The 421-nt window shown below is 59.9% G+C and carries 1 protein-coding gene; it reads left to right on the top strand.

The features are described 5' to 3' along the window. Positions 1-421: hypothetical protein (locus tag E1J53_RS24765; RefSeq protein ID WP_173021633.1), on the top strand; the 421-nt coding region annotated here is incomplete at both ends.

Below are 421 nucleotides of genomic sequence, written 5' to 3'. Positions count from 1 at the left end.
TTCACGGCTACTGACGGCCAGGGCCTGACCAACGCTGCTGCCTGTACGCAGCGCATCACGGTCTACGGTATCCACGACTACACGCTGACCTTCCCCACGGATGAGGAAGCGGACTGTGCCGTAGTTCCCGACTACGACGGCATCGGCATCGACGAGCGTGCCTGTGACCTGATCACGATCAACCCCAGCGTGGACACCTTCCGCACGACGGGTACTGCTTCCGAGGAGTGCTTCAAGCTGGAGGTTACTTACGACATCATCAACTGGTGTGAGTACAACAGCATCGGCCAGGCCTACCTGATCCCCCGGGATCGTGAGGGTGACCGCAACCCGGAAACGGAGCTGATGTACCTGCACGTACGTCCTGGTGTTAGCCAGACGACGACGGCTGACGACATCGCCTGGTTGAGCAAGTTTGCTG

The organism is Lewinella sp. W8 (assembly GCF_004375085.3).
In the GTDB taxonomy this organism is placed as follows: Bacteria; Bacteroidota; Bacteroidia; order Chitinophagales; family Saprospiraceae; genus Neolewinella.
The sequence above is the reverse complement of the archived record's forward strand: the minus strand, read 5'-3'. Positions and strand labels throughout refer to the sequence as shown.